Raw genomic sequence first — 18,542 nt, 5'->3', positions numbered from 1 at the left:
TTGGCGCTGCGAAGGAATTTACCCACTGTCATTCCGGGATGGTGCGCCAGCACCAGACCCGGAATCTCGAGATTCCGGGTTCGATGCTTCGCATCGCCCCGGAATGACGGCTTCAGAAGAGCTGAAGCCGTCACTTGCCCTCACGCTGCTTCATGCGGGGATCGAGCGCGTCGCGGGCGGCGTCGCCGATCAGGTTGACGCTGAGAATGGCGATCGAGAGCAGCAGCCCCGGCCAGAAGATCAGCGACGGCTTGACCTGGAAATAGGCGCGGCCCTCGGCCATGATGTTGCCCCATGTCGGCGTTTCCGGCGAGATGCCGGCGCCGAGGAACGACAGGATCGCCTCGGTCAAGATCGCGGACGCGCAGACATAGGTGCCTTGCACGATCAGCGGCGCGATGGTGTTCGGCATCAAATGCCGCCACATGATCTTCGGCAGGCTGGTGCCGAGCGAGATCGCGGCCTCGACATAAGGTTCCTCGCGTGCGGTCAGCACCACCGAGCGCACCAGCCGCGCCACGCGCGGGATCTCGGGGATGGTGATCGCGACCATCACGGTCCAGATGCTGGCGCCCGACAGCGACACCACGGCGATCGCGAGCAGGATGGCGGGGATCGCCATCAAGCCGTCCATCACGCGCATCAGCACCGCATCGACCCAGCGGAAGAAGCCGGCGACGAGGCCGATCAGAAGGCCGATGGCGATCGAGCAGACGGCGGCGCCGAGCCCGATCACCAGCGAGATCCGTGCGCCGTAGATGATGCGCGACAACAGGTCGCGGCCATAGGCGTCGGTGCCGAGCAGATATTGCGCGCTCGACGGCTTCAGCCGCTGCGACGGCGTCAGCAGCAGAGGATCATGCGGCGCAAGCAGCGGTGCGAAGATCGCCATCAGGATGATGAGGGCGAGGCTGATCGTCGCAATCGCGATGATCGGCGTCGACGTCAGGAAGCCGAACTTGACGCGGAACGGCCGGGTGACGGGAAGCGAGGATTCGGGAAGGGTTTCGATCGCCATTGCTCAGTACCGGATACGAGGATCGAGCAGGGTGTAGGCGAGGTCAATCAACAGATTGACCGCGACGTAGATACCTGACGTCAACAGGATCATCGCCTGGATCACCGGATAGTCGCGCGCCAGCACCGCATCGACGGTGAGGCGGCCGATGCCGGGCAGGTTGAACACGCTTTCGGTGACGACGACCCCGGAGATCAAGAGCGCGAAGCCGGAACCGATCACCGTGATGACCGGCACGGCGGCGTTGCGCAGCGCATGGCGCAGCAGCACACCGGTCTCGCCGATGCCCTTGGCCCGCGCCGTGCGCACGTAATCCTCGCCGAGCACATCGAGCATCGAGGCCCGCGTCATGCGTGCGATCAGCGCGACATAGATGAAGGAGAGTGTGCAGGTCGGCAGGATGAGGCGCTGGAAGAACGGACCGAAGCCGGCCGAGATGCTCTTGAAGCCCTGTACCGGAACCCAGCGCAGATCAATCGCAAAGATCTGGATCAGCACATAGCCGATGACGAACACCGGCACCGAGAAGCCGAGCACGGAAAGCCCCATCACGAAGCGGTCGATCCAGGTGCCGTGCTTCCACGCCGCGATCACGCCGAGCGGCACCGCCACCAGGATCGAGAGGATGATGGTGGCCAGCGCGACCGAGATCGAGGGCTCGAGGCGCGGGACGATCATTTCGAGGATCGGCTTGTTCGAGATCAGGGAGACGCCGAGGTCGCCGTGCAGCAACTTGGCGATCCAGGTGTAGAACTGGATGTAGATCGGCTCGTTCAGACCAAGCGAGGTCCGAATGCGTTCGAGTTGTTCGGGAGTCGCGTTGTCGCCGGCGAGGATGGCGGCCGGGTCGCCCGGCGTCAGCCGCAGCAACAGGAACACGAACAGAGCCACCACGCCCATCACGGGAATGGCGGCGAGGATGCGGCGAAGCAGATATCCGAGCAAATTTGATCCGTTGGGTTGTGGTCGATGAAGTCCCCAGCGGGACCGTTGCACACCAGACCGTAGCACAGATGGTAGCAGACTCACGGTAGAACTTGAGCAAGTCCCATGCCATCGGTGCTGCGGATTTTGCGGTGCAGCTAATCAGTCCTGTTGGCCGCGATTATTCCTCCGGTGAAGTTTGAAGCAGTCCACTGGAAGGTGGATTGATTTCAGCTTTGCGCGCGTCGGCGGGCACGTCGAGCCCGGCACCGAACGTCGGCGCCATCGGCGGCGTGTCGAGGTCGCGCCAATCGTCGATCGCCTGGGCCACCATCTGCGCCGTCGCCGCCGACAGTGTCCAGCCAAGATGACCGTGGCCCGTATTGTAGAACACGCCCGGAATCCGTCCGGCGCGAACCACCGGCATCATGTTCGGCATCATCGGGCGCAAGCCCGCCCATGGCACGACTTTCGACGTGTCGATCTCCGGGAAATGATGCCGCACCCAGTCCACCAGCGGTTGAATGCGATCGGCGCGAATGTCGCGGTTGAAGCCGTTGAACTCGGCGGTGCCGGCGACGCGGAAGCGGTCGGCGCCGAGCCGGCTGGTGACGATCTTCGCAGCTTCATCGAGCAGGCTGACGGTTGGGGCCGCATTCCGGCTTTGCGGCGCATCGAGCTGCACCGTGATCGAATAGCCCTTCACCGGATAGACATTGACGCGGTCGTTGAGCAGGCTGGCGAAGTGGCGGCTCGCCACGCCGGCGCAAATCACGATCCCGTCCGCCTGTAGCTGCTGGCGCGTCGCGACCGCAGCATCATGTGAAGCAGCTTCGTTCCAGCCGATGCGGAAGCCGTCATCGCCGTGTGCGATCGTGTCGACGTCGGCTTCATGGACGAAGCTCGCGCCACGGCGGATGCAGGCGTCGGCAAGCCCACGCGTGAATTTGTGAATATCGCCGGTCGCGTCCGACGGCGTGAAGAAGCCGCCATAGCAGGTTGTCTGCAGCGCGGGTTCGATGACGCGGATCTCGTCCGGGGTCACCGGCCGGCGGTCGAGCCCGCCTTGCTGCAGCAGCGTGTTGACCTTGAGGCCGGCTTCGAAGCCGGCCCTGTCGTGATAGACGTGCAGGATGCCGCGGCGTTCGAGATCGAAGGCGATGTTTTCGCGCTCTGCGATCGAGAACAGATGCTTGCGCGCTTCGATGGCGAGCTTCGTGGTCTCGATGGTGTTGCCGCGATAGCGCGTGATGTGGCCTACGAACTCGCCGATCCAGGAATATTTGTGCCAGCTCGGCTTCGGGTTCATCAGCAGCGGCGCGTCGCTTCTCAGCATCCAGCGCAGCCCCTTGAGGATGGTCGCGGCGCTGTTCCACACCTCGGCGTTGCTGGCGGAGAGTTGTCCGCCATTGGCGAACGAGGTTTCCATCGCGGCGTAGCGATGCCTGTCGAGGACAGTCACCTTGTAGCCGCGTTCAAGCAGGGCATAGGCCGTCGTTACGCCGGTGATGCCGGCGCCGATGATCGCGATGTGTGGCATGATAGTTGTCAGGCTCCCGTGGGTTAGAGTCGCCGAACCGCCGGTGAAACCGGCATCGGCGCCCCATCTGTCACGGTACCTGAGAGCTTGATCCGCATCGGGCTGTGGCCAGAAGCGAACTATCCCCTTCGGTGGACGTCATGGCCCTTGATGTGCGGCCATGTTCGTCTCTCTCCAGATCGTCCTGACGATACAGTCCTTTTGCCTGAGAGTTTCCGGGGCGGTTGCTCCGTCGGCGCCGAAGCCAACAACACGATTGTTGTCGCTTCGATCTCTCCCGCATCGTCGCGTTGGACGGCCGGACCGTAGGCGAAGCCTCAAAAATGGACAAGGCTAAATTTCGATCCGGCAGTGCCAACGTGTTGTGCAGTGCAAATCGATGTCAGTCCAGCGTCGCCAGCAGTGCCGCCATCAGGCGGCCGCGTTCGGCGAGGCTGTCGACCTCGATGTGCTCGTTGAGCGTATGTGCATCGGCGCCGCGAACGCCAAGGCCGTCGAGCGTGGGGATGCCCATCGCGCCGGTGAAGTTGCCGTCTGAGCCGCCGCCGGCGCTGCCGTGCGGCAGATCGAGACCCATCGCTGCAGCAAGGCCTTTTGCCTTTTCATAGAGCGCCATGGTGCCCGCATCGGGCTCCCACACCGGGCGGGTGACGCCGCGCGTCACCTTGAAGGTCACGTCGTTGGCGGTGCCCGACAGTGCCAGCATGCGCTCGACGCCACGGTCGAGATCGGCCTGGCGCTTGGCCATGCTGAGCGCTTCGCCGGTACAGGTCGTCGCGACGCAATTGACCCACTGGCCGCCATGCACGATGCCGACCGAGAAGGTGCAGTCCTCGGTGGTCATGCCGTCGATGGCGATGATCTGCCGCGCCATCTCGCGGATCGCGGAGCGGCCGGAAGACAGCGTTGCGCCGGCATGGCTGGGCTTGCCGGTGGCTTCCAGGTTGAAGCGCGCGATCGCATAGCGGCCGGTGACGACGCCGTTATTCGGACGGCCGGGCTCCGGCACCAGCACATATTTGTTGCGCGCGGCTTCCGCCTCGATGATGTCGCGCGTCGACGGCGTGCCGACCTCTTCGTCGGGGGTGAACAGCACGGTGATCGGCAGCGGAGTCGTAAAGGAGGCGCGCGCCAATTGCCTGATCGCCTCGATCGACAGGTAGTTGCCGCCCTTCATGTCGAAGATGCCCGGCCCGAAGCACTTGTTGCCTTCGCGCCGCCACTTCAGCTTCTCGATGGTGCCGACGGGGTGAACGGTGTCCAGATGGCCGGCGATCAGGATGCCGGGCTGGCCTTGTTTCGGATGGGGAAAACGGGCGCGGACGCAGCCCGCGAAGCCCTGGCGTCCGGCGATGCGCTCGATCGTCGCACCCATGATCGCCATCTCGCGGGCGGCGAGATCGAGCATGCGTTCGACCGCGGCGGCGTCCCAGGTCGGGCTTTCGCATTCCACCCAGCTGCGCAGGCCCTGCAGCATCGTTTCGGAATCAAAGGGGAGATTGGCGGGGTTCATCGTTGTTCTCTCTTGTTGTTCTGACGGCGCCGGCATCGCGCGCGCGTTACGAAAATCTCAGCCGACGATTTTGTAAAGCCAAAATCTGGCGCGCGGCCTCATTCGTTTGTGTACGTCCGATGCGACCTGAAACCGATTGACGCGCTTGGCGCTTGGTGCAAGTCTCGATTTCACAAGCCATACAGCATGTTAGTTCGCCTAAATAACGAACCACATGCATAACGAATAAGCCGGCTTTGACCAGTTACACGTCAGGAGAGATTGCATGTTCCCTATCTCGCGTTGGAAACACCGCACGCTAGCGGCCGCGTTGACGGCGCTCGCGCTGTCGTTCGCGCCGCAGGAATTGTCATTCGCGCCGCAGGCGATGGCCGCGGGCAAGACCATCACCGCGGTGATGCACTCGGATCTGCGCGTCATCGATCCGATCATGACCACGGCCTACATCACCCGCGATCATGGCTACATGATCTATGACACGCTGCTGGCGACGGATTCCAATTTCAAGATCCAGCCGCAGATGGCGGACTGGAAGGTTTCCGACGACAAGCTGACCTACACGTTCACGCTGCGCGACGGTCTGAAGTGGCACGACGGCGCGCCGGTCACCGCGGAAGACTGCGTCGCCTCGCTGCAGCGTTGGGGCAAGGTCGACGGCATGGGCCAGAAGCTGATGGACTTCGTCGCGAGCCTGGAGGCGACCGACGCCAAGACCATCACGCTGAAGCTGAAGGAACCCTACGGCCTCGTGCTGGAATCGATCGGCAAGCCGTCATCGCGCGTGCCGTTCATGATGCCGAAGCGTCTGGCCGAGACGCCGCCGGACAAGCCGATCCCGGAACAGATCGGCTCCGGACCGTTCAAATTCGTGCAGGCGGAATTCCAGCCGGGCGTGAAGGCGGTCTATGAGAAGAACAAGGACTACGTGCCGCGCAAGGAGCCGGCGAGCTGGACCGCAGGCGGCAAGGTGGTCAAGGTCGACCGCGTCGAGTGGGTCACGATGGCCGATGCGCAGACCGCGGTGAACGCGTTGCAATCCGGCGACATCGATTTCATGGAGAACCTTCCGTTCGACATGCTGCCGGTGCTCGAAGCCAATCCGGATCTCAAGATCGACGTCCTCAACAAGTTCGGCTTCCAGACCCTCGGACGCATGAACTTCCTCTATCCGCCGTTCGACAATCCGAAGGTGCGCCGGGCTGCGTTCCTGGCGATGAACCAGAAGGACGTGCTCGACGCGCTGGTCGGCAACGCCAAGTACCAGAGGATCTGCGGCGCCTTCTTCGTCTGCGGCACGCCGCTCGAGACCGACGTCGGGGCCGAAACGCTGGTGAAGGGCAACGGCCTGGCGGAAGCCAAGAAGGCGCTTGCCGCATCCGGCTATGACGGCACCCCCGTGGTGATCATGGCGCCGGGCGACGTCACGACGTTGAAAGCCCAACCGGTCGTGGCTGCGCAGCAGTTGCGCGAGGCCGGCTTCAAGGTCGACCTGCAGGCCACGGACTGGCAGACCGTGGTGACCCGCCGCGCCAGCCAGAAGCCGCCGAAGGAAGGCGGCTGGAACATGTTCTTCACCAACTGGGTCGCGGCCGACGTTTCCGATCCGATCGTCAACGCGTCGATCACCGGTCGCGGCAAGAATGGCGGCTGGTTCGGCTGGGCCGAAGACCCGAAGATCGAGGAGCTGCGTGACAAGTTCGCGCGCGCCGGCTCGGCTGAGGAAAAGAAGAAGATCGCCGCGGAAATCCAGACCGAGGCCTACGATCAGGTGATCTACGTTCCGCTCGGCCAGTACACCATTCCGAGCGCGTGGCGGAAGTCGCTGACCGGTGTGCTCGACGGCCCGGCGACGCCGATCTTCTGGAATATCGACAAGTCCGAGTAAGCTTGCGGCTTGACGCAAAAACAAATGGCCGGGACTTGTCCCGGCCATTTTCTTTTCGCGCTGTCGCGTGTCAGGTGTGGCTGTCGCGGAGCTGCTCCAATCCGTCGCTGAGCGGTGGTCCGCCTTGTGGTGCGTGCTGCGGCGGGGAGGGGCGCTCCTTGCGCTGATCGGGTTGGTCGGTTGCGCGCTGCGCGGATGGATCGTCGTTCGGCATCGTCATGCTCCAATTGCGGCATGACAACGAATACGCAGTGCACGGGTTCCGAACCGGCGACCGCTAATCGCCGTGATCTGGTCTCATGCTGCTCGGGCTCGACAGGTTCGTGAGCTGCGTCGGTCCGATGCCGGTTCCGCTCATCCAGACCGCCGCTCCAGCGGCAAACGCGAGCAGTCCGTACACCATGATCGCGCCGCGGATCCATCGCCGGTAGATCGCGCGGTCGTCGGGCGCAGCGTCGCGGAATTTCTGTGCATCGAGCCCGTTGCTGCAATGAGCCGCATCGTCGCCATGCTGGAGAGTAAAGGCACCATGATCGCGCGCCGTTTCGCTGGCAATCCGATTGCCCTTCGCAATCCGATTGCAGTTTGCAATCTCCATCGCCGCCTCCGACCAAAATTGATTTCGAAATGCAACAGCCGCGAAAATCCGCGGCCGGAATTTCCAATGCGGGCAAGACTACGACAGACAGCGACCGCGGTGTGTGAACTGCGCCACAGCCGGAAAACACGACGCTGGCCCGCTCGGGTGCGCGTGGCATGCGAAGGTTGGTGCGGGCGGTGGGACTCGAACCCACACGACGTTGCCATCGAGGGATTTTAAGTCCCTTGCGTCTACCAGTTCCGCCACGTCCGCGTTGCGCCAGGCGCGTCGATTTCTAGCGCGTTTGGGCGCGGAGTGGAATTGTCATTATCCGGTGCTAACAGGTGAGCTTTCAAAGGCTTAAGCGGCGGCCCGCAATTCCATTTGCCTCGGCGGCCGGGCATTGGGATAAGCAGCGCGCCGCCGCGATTGAGCCTCAATCCGGACACCGGTGGCTGCTTTAGGCAATCTCAACACTGTCCGGTTAAGAAAGCTGAATGTCCGTTCGTTTCCCACGCCGCCTGAAGCTGTCGCGCGCGGCGGCCGTCATCGCGCTGCTCGCCTCGGCCGCGGGCGTTTCCGGCTGCGCGCAAATCGGCGACACCGTACCGTCGGCATTCGCCGATCCCGCCAAGTACGAGCTTTATGATTGCAAGCAGCTCGAGAACGAGCGCAGCAATCTCAAGACCCGCGCGGCGGATCAGGAAAAATTGATGGCCAAGGCGGAGACCGGCGTCGGCGGTACTGTCGTCTCCGAGATGGTCTATCGCAACGAGCTGATCTCGATCCACTCCCAGCAGAAGCTGGCGGATGAGGCCTGGCGCAAAGGCAGGTGCCATGAAAGCACGCCGGACACGCCTGCGGCCGCTGCCCCCGCTGCCCCCACGCCGGCGGCGAAGGGCCCGCGCGCGCCACGGGGCCTCGTCCACTAAGCCGGCGTTTCCAGACGGGTCGGTCGTGATTGGCCGAGCTCAGGCGCGCCAGTCGTAAATCCAGTCCTGCCGCGCCAGCATCCGCTCCGGACCGATGGCGCGGATCGCCAGATCGCGCGCGATCGCCGCCGGCCCGCGCAAATGATAGATGCGGCCCTGCTGTCGCGCCAGGCGCTGCACTTTCAGCACGCGCCCGCGTCGCACCCGTGCGTAGCGCGTCAACGCGGCGGGAATGCCCGCGGTGTTTTCCCCGGTGCTGTCGCTCAAGGCCTTGGCGAGCACGGCCGCATCCTCGATCGCCATGCCGGCGCCTTGCGCGGCGAACGGCAGCATCGCATGCGCGGCATCGCCGAGCAGCGTCACCGCGCCTTCGCTCCAGCGGCCGATGTCGGGCAGGGTGAACAGCGCCCATTTGCGCCAGCCGTCGACCGCGCCGATCAGCATCCGCGCCGTCGCGGGCCAGCGCGCGGTGGCGAATGCACCCTTGATCTCGTTGATGTCGCCGGGCTCGCTCCAGCCCGGCCGGTTCCAGGTGCCCGATACGATCGCGACCACGTTGATCTGGCGTCCGGCCGAGATGGGATAGGCGACGAGATGCGCGTCCGGTCCCATCCAGAGCTGCACGCGCGGTGCGGTGTATTCACGCGGCAGGGCGGTGGCGTCCAGCGTGCCGCGCCAGGCGATCAGGCCGGAGAATTGCGGCTGTGCATCCGGAAACAAATGCCCGCGCACCGACGACCAGATGCCGTCGGCGCCGATCAGCGCGACGGCCAATTCCTCCTGCCGTGAATTGCCGCGGCGTTGCACGACGGTGAGGCCTCGCGCATGCTTGGTCACATCCTCGAACTGGCAGCCGAGCCGCAGATCGATATCGGGATGGTCGCTCGCGGCGGCCTGCAGCGCGGCCTGCAAATCGGCGCGGTGGATCACCCAATAGGGTGCGCCGGCGCGGAACTCGGCGGCCTGGCCAAGCGGCATCCGTGCGATCTCGCCACCGGCCCGCGCGCTCAGGATGTTGACGGATTCAGGCGTGACCGCGCGCCGCGCAAGCGGTTCCTTGAGCCCGAGCTCGACCAGGATGCGGCTGGCATTGGGAGAGAGCTGGATGCCGGCGCCGGCTTCCTCGAGCCGTTCGGCCTTCTCCAGCACGACGACACGAAAGCCCTGTGCCGCCAGTGTCAGCGACGCCGTCAGTCCTCCGATCCCGGCGCCCGCAACGATGACGGTTCGCGTCAGCGCCACGGAGCGGTCAGGCGACCTTGTCTTTCAGCACGCATTCCGGCGGCCGCGCTTCGCCGGCCGCGAGGTCGGATGCGAAGCGATAAAGCGTCGAGCAGTACGGGCAGATAATCTCGTTGTCGTTGCCGAGGTCGAGGAACACGTGCGGATGGTCGAACGGCGGGTTGGCGCCGACGCACATGAACTCCTGCGATCCGATTTCGATCACCGAGACACCGGCATCGTTATGGAAGTGCGGGACGACGTGGTCGGACATATTCTCACCTTGATGGCAACGATGGGCAGACGCAATCAACAGCATGCGGCATCGCGAAATGCCGCGCACCATACTGGCGGGAACAGTTGATTCCTAGAGCCCCGATGGCTCATTTGCTCATGCAAATTCGACACAATCTTGTCGTCCCAGAGAAGCCCTCCTTTGGTCGGAGCCGTTGTGTCGCAAAAACGGCACACTATCTCCAAGGCGAATAAAACTAGAGGTTTTATCGGAATGAATCGGGTGCGCGTCAGCTTGGCGGTGGTCGGCGTGGCAGCAAGTGCTGCCGTGGGCGCGGCTATTTGGCCGCACGCCCGTGACGCCGGCACCGTGCTGGCGGCGCGGGACGATCCCGCTGCGCTCGCCGACATCAGGCTCAATTCCGTGCTGCGCAACAACCCGGCGTTGATCGCGGACAATATCGAGGCGGCACTGGCTTCCGGCGATGCCGACCTTGCGGCCAGCTTTGTCGAACTCGCCGGCGAGAAGAGCATCGCACTTGGTGACGATCTCACCAAGCGCGTCGATGACGCGCGCGCCGAGCAATCATCCAGCATGCATTACGCCAAGGGGTTCGCCACCGGCCTGGTGACCGGCAATGCCGACGATGTCGCAAGCCTGTCCGGCACGGTCGCCGGCGACCTGTTCGTATTCGGTGATGTCCGGGACGTCGTGCGCGAGGGCAAGCACCTCGTGATGGGCGAGGACACCGACCAGCTGGTGCTCGGCCTCGCGGCCGCCGGGCTCGCGGTGACCGCGGCCACCTATGTGTCGGTCGGCGGCGCCGGGCCGCTGCGCGCCGGGCTGACGCTGGTCAAGGATACGCGCAAGGCCGGACGGCTGAGCGAGGGGATGATCGAATGGGCCGGGCGTTCGACCCGCGAGGTGGTCGACCAGCCGGCGCTGCGCGAGGCGGTCGCATCCGGCTCGGTGCTGCGGCCGGTGCAAACCGCAACCGCGATCCGCGCGGCCTTCCGCGCCGAGAAGGCCGGCGCGCTGGTGCGCGTCGCCAAGGACGTCGGGCGCATCGGCGAGGCGGCCGGGGTTCGCGCTGCGCGGGATACGCTGAAGGTCGCCGAGAATCCGAGGGAGATCGCGCGGGCGGCGCGGATAGCCGAGGTCAAGGGCGGCCAGACCCGCGCGATCCTGAAGCTGCTCGGCCGCGGCGCGCTGCTGCTGGCGGCCGGCGCATTCAATCTCACCATGTGGCTGTTCGGCGCGCTGCTGGCGCTGTTCGGCTTCCTGTCGTCGATCAAGGCCACCACCGAACGGGCCACCGCCTGGTGGCTCAGACGAAGCAAGGCGCTGCGCCTGAAGCAGCAGATGGCCGCTCAGGCTACCTTGGCGAGTATGCCCGCCCAGGGTTAGGCTTGCGGTCGCCTGTCCGATCGCCAATCGCAAATCCCAAGAACAAACGGAATGGATGATGCCGAGTTTCCATCACGGCGATGTTGAAATTGCCTTTATCGACGAAGGCGCGGGCGAACCGATCGTGCTGGTGCACGGCTTTGCCTCGAGCAAGAACGTCAACTGGATCTACCCGACCTGGGTGTCCGATCTCGTCAAGGCCGGCCGTCGGGTGATCGCGCTCGATAATCGTGGCCACGGCGAATCCGCCAAGCTCTACGATGCCGCGCAGTACGAGATCGCGACCATGGCCGGCGACGTGATTGCGCTGATGGACCATCTCGGAATCGCGCGCGCCGACATCATGGGCTATTCGCTGGGCTCGCGGATGACCGCGATCCTGGCGCGAGAGAATTCCGATCGGGTGCGCTCGGCGATCCTTGGCGGGATCGGCATCGGACTGATCGAGGGCGGCGGCCCCGGCGAGGCGGTCGCGCTGGCGCTGGAGGCGCCGTCGCTCGACGATGTCACCGACCCGGTCGGCCGTACCTTCCGCGCCTTTGCCGATCAGACCCGCTCCGACCGCCGCGCGCTCGCCGCCTGCCTGCGCGGCTCGCGCCGCCTGATGACGCGCGAGGAGGCGGCCGGCATCCGCGTGCCGGTTCTGATCGCGGTCGGCAGCAAGGACGAGATTGCGGGCTCGGCGTCAGCGCTCGGCCGGATCATTCCGGGTTCGGAGGTGCTCGACATTCCGAACCGCGATCACATGCGGGCGGTCGGCGACAAGGTCTACAAGACCGGGGTCACCGATTTCCTGTCGCGGCGAAAATAGATCGTCGGCTTCATCCCTGGCGAAGGCGCGCGCGGCCGCGATCAGCACCACGAAGGTCGCGACCCACACCATGCGCGCGCCGTAGCGGTCGTGCGGTCCCGAGATCACGCCGCAGACAAAGGCATTGCCGAGCAGGGCGAGCGTGACCGTGCCCGCCAGCAGCGTCAGATCGTCGAGCCGCCGCTGCCACAGGCCGCGGCCGAACAGGATGACGACCAGGAGCATCGAGCCCAGCGCGACCGGCACGTGGATGCGGTTGATCGCGGTGAAGTCGAGATGCCAGCGTTGCTGCCGCGCCGCGCGCATCGGCCGGACCTGTTTGGGAATGTAGCGCTCGATGATGCCGTAGGTATGCGGGATCCAGCCATTGGTGCCTTCACCGGTCGCGACGTGCATGAGCTGGTCGGCGGTTGCCGTCAGCGCCGCCTTTGCCTGCCATTCCGGATATTCGGCCAGCGAGCGCAGCACGATGGTGCCCATCTCGTCATTCAGTCCCTTGAAGCGGCCGAGCGTGTTGAACATGCTGTGGCCCCACAGGAAGTCGTCCGCGGTCGGCGGCAACTCGTTGCGATAGGGGCAGAGCTTTAGCTTCTCCGTCGCGCAATGATCGTGCAGGTATTGCGCGACGATGCCATCCTGCAGCATGCGGCCGAAGGCGACGCCATAGCCGCCGGGCGTCCAGGCCAGCTGTCCGGACAGCGCAAAGTTCGCCGCCAGCAGCATCGCCGCGCCGGCGACGGTGGTCAGGCTGCCTTGCACGAGGCCCGCGAACGGGATGCGCTGCCCGAGCCATGGACGCAGCATCCAGCCGACGCAGCACAGGCCGAGCAGCACCGCCAGCGTCGCGCTGTGCGTGGCGGCCGAGAACGCGATGAACCCGAACAGCACCGCCTTCTCCAGCGTCGAGATCCGTTCGCCGTGCAGGATCAGGATGAAGAGCGCGAGCACCGAAAGGCCGGCGAAGATGTCGGTCAGCAGCATGCTGTCCAGCCAGGGCAAGGCGGTGGTTGCGATCAGCGCGAGGCAGATCGCGATCAGCCGGACCGGCCGGGCGAGGCCGAGCACGCGCAGCGTCAGTTGCAGGATCCACAGCGTCGCCAGGGTCTGGATGCCGAGGTTGAGCCAGAAATCCGATGTCTCGCCGACATGGAGGTAGATGCCGAATACCGTGGACCGGCTCGGCACCAGGTAACCCTCATACCAGCGCGCCAGATAGCCGCCGGTATCCCATTGGAGCAGCGGATAGCCGTTCCAGAAGGCAGGGGCGAGCAGCAGGAGGGGGATGGCAATGGTCGCGATCCAGACCGACCGTGCATCGGTCAGGCGGGCACCTAAACTCCGGGTATTGATGATTTTCCCCCTTTTATTGGGGCCGACCATGCCCAAAACCACACGGGGGACGAAATCCGCCAATAGTTGCAGAAGCACGGCTTGATTTCGGCAAAATCCCGACCAATTCCCCTAGACGCCGGCCCGGGGGTGTTCGGCTGGGGTTTACCGTACTGAGCCATCCCGGGACGCGCTGGGTCCATCGTGCTATAACGCACATCAGAACAACCGAATTGCGAGAGCAGCTATGGCAGTTCATCAGGTCAATCCGCAGGGAGGCAAGCTTGCGGCGCTCGATCCGATCTGGGATCGAATCCGCGGCGAGGCGGAGGACATCCTGCGGCGCGAGCCGGAACTCGCATCCTTCATCTATGCGACCGTGCTGCATCATGAGCGGCTGGAAGATTCGGTGGTCCATCGCATTGCCGAGCGGCTCGATCACGCCGCGCTGTCGGGCGACTTGATCCGCCAGACCTATGGCGAGGCACTGCGCGATGAGCCCGATATCGGCAACGCGTTCCGCGCCGATCTCGTCGCCGTCTATGACCGCGATCCGGCGACCTCGCGCTTCATCGATCCCTTGCTCTACTTCAAGGGCTTTCACGCGCTGCAGACCCACCGTCTCGCGCACTGGCTCTATCAGAAGGGCCGCAAGGATTTTGCCTTCTACCTGCAGAGCCGCTCCTCGGCCGTGTTCCAGACCGACATCAACCCGGCCGCCAGGATCGGCCGCGGCATCTTCCTCGATCATGCCACCGGTTTCGTCTGCGGCGAGACGGCGGTCATCGAGGACGATGTCTCGATCCTGCATGGCGTCACGCTCGGCGGCACCGGCAAGGAGAACGAGGATCGCCATCCGAAGATCCGCCACGGCGTGCTGATCGGCGCCGGCGCCAAGATCCTCGGCAATATCGAGATCGGTCATTGCGCGCGCATCGCGGCCGGCTCGGTCGTGGTCAAGCCGGTGCCGCACAACGTCACGGTCGCGGGCGTGCCGGCGAAAATCGTCGGCGAGGCCGGCTGTGCCGAGCCGTCGCGCACCATGGACCAGATGCTCGGCGCGATCGGGCTTTGATTTCACTCGCTTTCTGATCGCGGCGCGTTCCTGACCGAAGTGGGCGCCGGTTCGCGTGAAGAAAACGCCACAAAGCACAAAACGAGAGTCGTGTGCGCAACATCACGTCGCCAAAGCCTGAAAAGGCTCTGGCGATCTTTGCCGTCTCGTCCTAAAACTCCCCCGAAAATCATCGACCCGATTGGAGACGGCCGTGGACGTTCAGGAAGTCAGGAAGCTCGACGCGTATCTCAAACGCGTGTTCAGCAATCCCAAGATCCGCGTGGTGCCGCGGCCCAAGAAGGACGACTCGGCCGAGGTCTATATCGGCGAGGAGTTCATCGGCGTGCTGTTCGTCGACGACGAGGACGATGATCGCTCGTTCCAGTTCCAGATGGCCATCCTGGAAGAGGATCTGGCCGAGTAAGGCGGAACAGCCTCGCCTTCACACGTCGTTACGACGAACTCGCGACAAAATTGCAGAGCGATTTTGCGCTGGAGCGACCATCCTTCGCGGACACGTCGCTCCGCTTGCAATGACAGTGTCATCCCTTCGCGTTGTGCATCTGCGCGGAGAGACGGTTCATCGCGGTGGCGATGTCGCGCCACTGCGCGAGCCAGCTGCGCGGAAAGCGAAAGATCAGGTCGGCGCCGTCGATGCGCCGCTCACTCAGGCACATGCCGGGCGTCGAGGTGTCGCGCGTGCAGCGCGCGGTCAGCTGCGGCTCGCTCGCGGTGAACAGGTCCTCGCCGCCATAGGGCGTGCCGTCGCGGAACGCGCGCGCCGTCAGGCCGTCATCAATGTTTGCGCGCTCGTCGAGATAGCGCGGATAGATCGTGCGCAGGCGCATGTCCGGCGCGAGTGAATCGTGGTGCGCCGCGATCGATACGAAGATCCTGTCGATCGGCTGCACCTTGTCATCGACCGTATCGGCGCTGTAGTGCTTCGGCGCGGCGGGCGCGTCCAGCGACGGATAGAGGAAGCTCAGATCGACGCGCTCCTGCGGCCCGGAGTGGCGCTGGATCTTCATGCGCACCGCCATCGTCGGCACGTTGAACAGCGTGCCGCCGACGCTCACCGGCAGCCGCGACGGATCGCTCGGCGGGATGGTCGTGTAGGTCGGCCACAGCAGATAGGCGACAAGCGCGACCGCGCCCGCCGCGATCACCGCCGAGGCGATGATCGGAACGAGATGCGCGCGCGGGTTGCGGCGGGTGTCGCGGGCGAGATGCTGGGCGGTCGAGAGAAGCGTCATGAGCGAGGCTGAGATCAGGTCGGGAGTGGCCGAATCATCTGCCGAATATGCCACGTAGCGGGGAATTTCCGTACGATTCCAATGGAATCCGGGACCGAATGGCCATGCGCAAACGCCGCGCCTGATGTGTCCGGTTAACCTTTCCTTAAGGATGATGTGGCGGCAGGCTGCCAATTCTGCGAAGCAGGGCGGGTGGCCTGTTGCGTAGCGGAAGTTCCGATGTCGCCCGATACCTTGAATTCCCTGTTCTCGCTCTTGATCGGTTTCGCGCTCGCGGGCGCGCTGGCCAACGGTTACCAGGCGATGGCGGAGCGCCCGGCCGGTTTCGGTCTGCTGCAGGAGGGCGCGGCGCCGAAGACCTTCGCCGCGGTCCCGTTCCTCGTCTTCGCCGCACCGTTCATCATCATGCGCAACACGCTGCGCGGGGCGCGCATCGAGCGCCGCCGCTTCGAATTCGTGATGATGGCAACCGTCATCTCCGGCTTCTGGAGCCTGATGTCGGGCACCTTCTTCGTGATGACGCTGCGCGCTGCGGGCGTGCTGGCCTGATCCGATCATGATCCGCGGCCGATCACGGTCGCGCTTGCTTGAAACCATGTCGGCCGTCGTGCCAAGGTCTCCTGCGATCAGGGCTTCGGTTCTGATTGAATCAGAAGCCGAAGCTCTGGATTTTCGTTTCGACGCGTTTTCTTCACGCGAACCGGTGTCCACTTCGCTCGAAAACGCTCCAGGGAGACCTCAATGGCGATCTACGAACTCGACGGGCAGGCGCCCGATCTTCCCCCCGACGGCAGCTACTTCATCGCCGACAATGCCGTGGTAATCGGCAAGGTCCGCCTCAAGTCCGCCGCGAGCGTCTGGTTCGGCGCCGTGCTGCGCGGCGACAATGAGTGGATCGAGATCGGCGAGGGCTCCAACGTCCAGGACAATTCCACCCTGCACGTCGATCCCGGCTTTCCCCTCAGCATCGGCAACAACGTCACCATCGGCCACAATGCGATCGTGCACGGCTGCACGCTGGAAGACGGCGTGCTGATCGGGATGGGATCGATCGTGATGAACGGCGCGCGGATCCGGCGCGGCAGCGTGGTCGGTGCCGGCTCCGTCATCACCGAGGGCAAGGAGTTTCCGGAAAATTCCCTGATCATCGGTGCGCCCGCGCGTGTGGTGCGTACGCTTGACGCGGCGCAGGCCGAAGCGCTGTCGCGGCCGGCGAAGTCCTACGCCATCAGGGGCCCGCAATACAAAACGGGACTGAAGAAGATCGGCTGAGGCCTCAGCGCTTGCGGCCGCGCTTGCGCGCGGCGTTCGGTGCGGCGGTGCGAGGCTTCGCTGCGTCTTGCGGTCTCGTTGCCTGTAGTCTCGTTGCCTCCTGAAGTCTTGCGCTCTTGCGCAGTGCATCCTTCAGGTCGATCGGAATGCCGTGCTTCTTGAGCAGGTCGGCGAAAGCTTCGTCGGCGAGCTCCTGCAAGGTCGCCATCCGGTCGCGCCCGAGTTGCTTCAGCTTGTCGAAAGTGTCGTCGTCAAACTCGATCAGCTTGCGCAAATTGCATTGCTCCCAAACTGTATTGCTCCAACGCCTGCGGGAACCGGCGTTTTGCGGACTCGTTGACGTCCGCAAGGGAGAATTGCCATGCGCAAATTATCTGTCACCACCGCGCTCGCGACAATCGCGATTGTGCTGACGCCCGCGGTTACCGTCGCCCAAGGTACCGGGAGCGGCGCCGGGACCGGCAGCCCTTCGTCAGCCAGCCCGACATCGCCGCAAGCCACGTCGCCGCCGGCCGGGACCAACAGCGCCGGGACCGCGCAATCCTCCGGCGGCCCCAATACCGGCAGAGGCGTTACCACCGGATCGGCAACGACGACCGAGAGCGTCGACAAGGCCATCGCCGACGAGAACGAAAAAGTCGAGCGCCGTACGAAAGGCATCTGCCGCGGCTGTTAACTTCTGAAGGCCGTGCTTTGATGAACGCGGGTCGCGCAGATGTGAGCGCGACATAGGCGCGCGGTAGAAACCGCGGTCCTAGATTGAGCTAGCATACGCAGGACGCGGCGGAGGAGGCTTGAAAACAAAGCCTTTGAAAAGAGGAGTAACGGGTAATGTTGCGTAAAACGATGATTGCCTTGCTGGCGACGGCCTCGGTCGGTCTGTTCACCGTCGATGCTGCGTCGGCACGCGGTGGCTTCGGTGGCGGCGGCTTTCATGGTGGCGGCGGCTTCCGCGGCGGTGGCGGATTTGGCGGCTTCCACGGCGGCGGCGCTGCATTCCGGGCGATGGGCGGAGGCGGTGGCTTCCGGTCGGCTGCGATCGGCGGCGGCGGTTGGGCCGGCCGCGGCTGGCACGGCGGAGGCTGGCGTGGTGGCGGCTGGAACGGCGGTTACTATCGGCGCGGCTGGGGCGGCGGCTGGGGCTATCCGCTCGCGGCGGCAGCGGTCGGCTTCGGGCTGGGCTATGGCGCCTACGATTACTATGACGGCTACTACGGCAATCCATACTACGCCGGCTACGGCTATGACGATGGCTACGGCTACGGTTACGGCGGCTGTTACGTCGTGCGCCGCGGCGTGATGACACCGTATGGCTGGCGCGTTCGGCCGGTGCAGGTTTGCAATTGAGCCATTCGCTCGCGCATGGCCGGTCCGTTCGCTCGCCATGCTGATGGTCTTGCAATGATCGGCGCGGCCGGCGTTTCGATGCCCGGCCGCCGCGTTGTCTGTCGCGCACTAGGTGGTGTGGACATTTATCGCATCCATAAGACGATGGCTGCGAGAGTAACGACGGCCAGGTAATTTCGGGCGGTCTTTTCGAAGCGGGTTGCGACGCGGCGGAACTG

General features: G+C 64.6%; 19 protein-coding genes, 1 tRNA gene, 2 pseudogenes and 2 riboswitches. Of the genes and pseudogenes, 10 read left to right on the top strand and 12 right to left on the bottom strand.

What is annotated here, in order from left to right; translation table 11 throughout:
• Positions 1 to 130: 130 nt before the first annotated feature.
• From ACZBJS_RS34110 to ACZBJS_RS34095, 4 genes are all read right to left on the bottom strand, one after another.
• A complete protein-coding gene (locus tag ACZBJS_RS34110; RefSeq protein WP_229190462.1) occupies positions 131 to 1,018 on the bottom strand; it encodes an ABC transporter permease in 888 nt (295 codons plus the stop codon).
• 3 nt (positions 1,019 to 1,021) lie between these two features.
• Positions 1,022 to 1,963 (bottom strand): ABC transporter permease, encoded by a 942-nt coding sequence (locus tag ACZBJS_RS34105; protein ID WP_028336105.1) that lies wholly within the window; start codon positions 1,961 to 1,963, stop codon positions 1,022 to 1,024.
• A 160-nt stretch (positions 1,964 to 2,123) separates the two neighbouring features.
• A complete protein-coding gene (locus tag ACZBJS_RS34100; RefSeq protein ID WP_141341168.1) occupies positions 2,124 to 3,482 on the bottom strand; it encodes a D-amino acid dehydrogenase in 1,359 nt (452 codons plus the stop codon).
• Positions 3,483 to 3,547: 65 nt separating this feature from the next.
• A riboswitch (glycine riboswitch) is annotated at positions 3,548 to 3,662 on the bottom strand.
• Between the two features lie 3 nt (positions 3,663 to 3,665).
• A riboswitch (glycine riboswitch) is annotated at positions 3,666 to 3,772 on the bottom strand.
• Positions 3,773 to 3,864: 92 nt separating this feature from the next.
• Positions 3,865 to 4,995, bottom strand: a complete 1,131-nt coding sequence (locus tag ACZBJS_RS34095) for a M20/M25/M40 family metallo-hydrolase (RefSeq protein WP_026192961.1) — start codon at positions 4,993 to 4,995, stop codon at positions 3,865 to 3,867.
• A 265-nt stretch (positions 4,996 to 5,260) separates the two neighbouring features.
• On the opposite strand from ACZBJS_RS34095, the gene ACZBJS_RS34090 reads away from it, so the two are divergent.
• Positions 5,261 to 6,880 carry an ABC transporter substrate-binding protein gene (locus ACZBJS_RS34090; protein ID WP_057019080.1) on the top strand — a complete coding sequence of 540 codons (1,620 nt, stop codon included), beginning with the start codon at positions 5,261 to 5,263 and terminating at the stop codon, positions 6,878 to 6,880.
• Between the two features lie 277 nt (positions 6,881 to 7,157).
• Here ACZBJS_RS34090 and ACZBJS_RS34085 read toward each other — a convergent pair whose 3' ends face one another.
• On the bottom strand, positions 7,158 to 7,478 hold the full coding sequence (locus ACZBJS_RS34085; protein ID WP_316398882.1) for a hypothetical protein: 321 nt from the start codon (positions 7,476 to 7,478) through the stop codon (positions 7,158 to 7,160).
• Positions 7,479 to 7,646: 168 nt separating this feature from the next.
• Positions 7,647 to 7,733: transfer RNA gene (locus tag ACZBJS_RS34080), tRNA-Leu, on the bottom strand.
• Positions 7,734 to 7,957: 224 nt separating this feature from the next.
• Between ACZBJS_RS34080 and ACZBJS_RS34075 the strand changes: the two genes are divergently transcribed.
• Positions 7,958 to 8,392 carry a hypothetical protein gene (locus ACZBJS_RS34075; RefSeq protein ID WP_016843796.1) on the top strand — a complete coding sequence of 145 codons (435 nt, stop codon included), beginning with the start codon at positions 7,958 to 7,960 and terminating at the stop codon, positions 8,390 to 8,392.
• 39 nt (positions 8,393 to 8,431) lie between these two features.
• Here the strand turns inward: ACZBJS_RS34075 and ACZBJS_RS34070 are convergent, their stop codons facing one another.
• Complete coding sequence (locus tag ACZBJS_RS34070; RefSeq protein WP_316398883.1) at positions 8,432 to 9,634, bottom strand: FAD-dependent monooxygenase; 1,203 nt, start codon at positions 9,632 to 9,634, stop codon at positions 8,432 to 8,434.
• A gap of 7 nt (positions 9,635 to 9,641) precedes the next feature.
• Positions 9,642 to 9,887, bottom strand: coding sequence for a zinc-finger domain-containing protein (locus ACZBJS_RS34065; RefSeq protein ID WP_018272338.1), 246 nt, complete (start codon positions 9,885 to 9,887; stop codon positions 9,642 to 9,644).
• A gap of 234 nt (positions 9,888 to 10,121) precedes the next feature.
• Between ACZBJS_RS34065 and ACZBJS_RS34060 the strand changes: the two genes are divergently transcribed.
• Positions 10,122 to 11,255: a hypothetical protein gene (locus ACZBJS_RS34060; protein ID WP_316398884.1), complete on the top strand. Its 1,134-nt coding sequence runs from the start codon at positions 10,122 to 10,124 to the stop codon at positions 11,253 to 11,255.
• A 58-nt stretch (positions 11,256 to 11,313) separates the two neighbouring features.
• Complete coding sequence (locus ACZBJS_RS34055) at positions 11,314 to 12,066, top strand: alpha/beta fold hydrolase (RefSeq protein WP_076830251.1); 753 nt, start codon at positions 11,314 to 11,316, stop codon at positions 12,064 to 12,066.
• A gap of 3 nt (positions 12,067 to 12,069) precedes the next feature.
• Here the strand turns inward: ACZBJS_RS34055 and ACZBJS_RS34050 are convergent.
• A pseudogene (locus tag ACZBJS_RS34050) lies at positions 12,070 to 13,446 on the bottom strand (hypothetical protein); the annotation flags it as partial.
• Positions 13,447 to 13,642: 196 nt separating this feature from the next.
• Between ACZBJS_RS34050 and cysE the strand changes: the two are divergent.
• On the top strand, positions 13,643 to 14,470 hold the full coding sequence (gene cysE, locus ACZBJS_RS34045; RefSeq protein ID WP_076830155.1) for a serine O-acetyltransferase: 828 nt from the start codon (positions 13,643 to 13,645) through the stop codon (positions 14,468 to 14,470).
• 193 nt (positions 14,471 to 14,663) lie between these two features.
• A complete protein-coding gene (locus ACZBJS_RS34040; RefSeq protein ID WP_021077729.1) occupies positions 14,664 to 14,876 on the top strand; it encodes a DUF3126 family protein in 213 nt (70 codons plus the stop codon).
• A 118-nt stretch (positions 14,877 to 14,994) separates the two neighbouring features.
• Here ACZBJS_RS34040 and ACZBJS_RS34035 read toward each other — a convergent pair whose 3' ends face one another.
• Positions 14,995 to 15,705 carry a hypothetical protein gene (locus ACZBJS_RS34035; RefSeq protein WP_316398885.1) on the bottom strand — a complete coding sequence of 237 codons (711 nt, stop codon included), beginning with the start codon at positions 15,703 to 15,705 and terminating at the stop codon, positions 14,995 to 14,997.
• Positions 15,706 to 15,924: 219 nt separating this feature from the next.
• Here ACZBJS_RS34035 and ACZBJS_RS34030 point away from each other — a divergent pair, with 219 nt between their 5' ends.
• Positions 15,925 to 16,254 carry a DUF6949 family protein gene (locus ACZBJS_RS34030; RefSeq protein ID WP_028336117.1) on the top strand — a complete coding sequence of 110 codons (330 nt, stop codon included), beginning with the start codon at positions 15,925 to 15,927 and terminating at the stop codon, positions 16,252 to 16,254.
• 192 nt (positions 16,255 to 16,446) lie between these two features.
• Positions 16,447 to 16,977 carry a gamma carbonic anhydrase family protein gene (locus tag ACZBJS_RS34025; RefSeq protein ID WP_316398886.1) on the top strand — a complete coding sequence of 177 codons (531 nt, stop codon included), beginning with the start codon at positions 16,447 to 16,449 and terminating at the stop codon, positions 16,975 to 16,977.
• Between the two features lie 4 nt (positions 16,978 to 16,981).
• On the opposite strand, the gene ACZBJS_RS34020 is transcribed toward ACZBJS_RS34025, so the two are convergent.
• The gene (locus ACZBJS_RS34020) at positions 16,982 to 17,251 is read right to left on the bottom strand and encodes a hypothetical protein (protein WP_316398887.1); all 270 of its coding nucleotides are present in this window, start codon (positions 17,249 to 17,251) and stop codon (positions 16,982 to 16,984) included.
• Positions 17,252 to 17,338: 87 nt separating this feature from the next.
• On the opposite strand from ACZBJS_RS34020, the gene ACZBJS_RS34015 reads away from it, so the two are divergent.
• Complete coding sequence (locus ACZBJS_RS34015) at positions 17,339 to 17,653, top strand: hypothetical protein (protein ID WP_057019070.1); 315 nt, start codon at positions 17,339 to 17,341, stop codon at positions 17,651 to 17,653.
• 155 nt (positions 17,654 to 17,808) lie between these two features.
• The gene (locus tag ACZBJS_RS34010) at positions 17,809 to 18,324 is read left to right on the top strand and encodes a hypothetical protein (RefSeq protein ID WP_141341161.1); all 516 of its coding nucleotides are present in this window, start codon (positions 17,809 to 17,811) and stop codon (positions 18,322 to 18,324) included.
• A gap of 125 nt (positions 18,325 to 18,449) precedes the next feature.
• Here the strand turns inward: ACZBJS_RS34010 and ACZBJS_RS34005 are convergent.
• Positions 18,450 to 18,542 (bottom strand): annotated as a pseudogene (locus ACZBJS_RS34005) (IS5/IS1182 family transposase); the annotation flags it as partial.

This window comes from Bradyrhizobium sp. KZN70725, from assembly GCF_055264925.1.
This window is presented reverse-complemented; position numbering and strand designations above follow the sequence as displayed.

Excerpts from the sequence above, each read along its gene's own strand:
- ACZBJS_RS34110 (WP_229190462.1), bottom strand. The coding sequence starts at position 1,018 with ATGGCGATCGAAACCCTTCCCGAATCCTCGCTTCCCGTCACCCGGCCG.
- ACZBJS_RS34100 (WP_141341168.1), bottom strand. The coding sequence starts at position 3,482 with ATGCCACACATCGCGATCATCGGCGCCGGCATCACCGGCGTAACGACG.
- ACZBJS_RS34095 (WP_026192961.1), bottom strand. The coding sequence starts at position 4,995 with ATGAACCCCGCCAATCTCCCCTTTGATTCCGAAACGATGCTGCAGGGC.
- ACZBJS_RS34090 (WP_057019080.1), top strand. The coding sequence starts at position 5,261 with ATGTTCCCTATCTCGCGTTGGAAACACCGCACGCTAGCGGCCGCGTTG.
- ACZBJS_RS34085 (WP_316398882.1), bottom strand. The coding sequence starts at position 7,478 with ATGGAGATTGCAAACTGCAATCGGATTGCGAAGGGCAATCGGATTGCC.
- ACZBJS_RS34075 (WP_016843796.1), top strand. The coding sequence starts at position 7,958 with ATGTCCGTTCGTTTCCCACGCCGCCTGAAGCTGTCGCGCGCGGCGGCC.
- ACZBJS_RS34065 (WP_018272338.1), bottom strand. The coding sequence starts at position 9,887 with ATGTCCGACCACGTCGTCCCGCACTTCCATAACGATGCCGGTGTCTCG.
- ACZBJS_RS34060 (WP_316398884.1), top strand. The coding sequence starts at position 10,122 with ATGAATCGGGTGCGCGTCAGCTTGGCGGTGGTCGGCGTGGCAGCAAGT.
- ACZBJS_RS34055 (WP_076830251.1), top strand. The coding sequence starts at position 11,314 with ATGCCGAGTTTCCATCACGGCGATGTTGAAATTGCCTTTATCGACGAA.
- cysE (WP_076830155.1), top strand. The coding sequence starts at position 13,643 with ATGGCAGTTCATCAGGTCAATCCGCAGGGAGGCAAGCTTGCGGCGCTC.
- ACZBJS_RS34035 (WP_316398885.1), bottom strand. The coding sequence starts at position 15,705 with ATGACGCTTCTCTCGACCGCCCAGCATCTCGCCCGCGACACCCGCCGC.
- ACZBJS_RS34030 (WP_028336117.1), top strand. The coding sequence starts at position 15,925 with ATGTCGCCCGATACCTTGAATTCCCTGTTCTCGCTCTTGATCGGTTTC.
- ACZBJS_RS34025 (WP_316398886.1), top strand. The coding sequence starts at position 16,447 with ATGGCGATCTACGAACTCGACGGGCAGGCGCCCGATCTTCCCCCCGAC.
- ACZBJS_RS34015 (WP_057019070.1), top strand. The coding sequence starts at position 17,339 with ATGCGCAAATTATCTGTCACCACCGCGCTCGCGACAATCGCGATTGTG.
- ACZBJS_RS34010 (WP_141341161.1), top strand. The coding sequence starts at position 17,809 with ATGTTGCGTAAAACGATGATTGCCTTGCTGGCGACGGCCTCGGTCGGT.